1 protein-coding gene is annotated in these 230 nt (G+C 57.8%); it reads left to right on the top strand.

All coding sequences use genetic code 11. The annotated features are described in order from the left end of the window. The coding region (locus KVT38_RS34425) for a sensor histidine kinase (protein WP_368859204.1) at positions 1-230 on the top strand (230 nt) is incomplete at both ends.

The raw sequence follows: 230 nt of genomic DNA, 5'->3' as shown, positions 1-230 counted from the left end.
CAGCAGAAGCGCTACGAGTACGGCTTTTCCGTTGCCTGGCATATTGACGAGCGGACGCTTGCCAACCTGATTCCGAAGATCGTCATTCAGCCGGTAATCGAGAATGCGATCCTTCATGGCGTGCGGAATATGGGAGAGGACGGCGAGATCGCCGTCAGCGCGAGCATGTCCGAGAGCAGCGCCGAGATTCGTGTCGAGGACAACGGCTACAAGGAAACCGACTACGAGGC

Origin of the sequence: Cohnella sp. GbtcB17 (genome assembly GCF_019091135.1) — a bacterium.
GTDB lineage: Bacteria > Bacillota > Bacilli > Paenibacillales > Paenibacillaceae > Cohnella.
The sequence above is the reverse complement of the archived record's forward strand: the minus strand, read 5'-3'. Positions and strand labels throughout refer to the sequence as shown.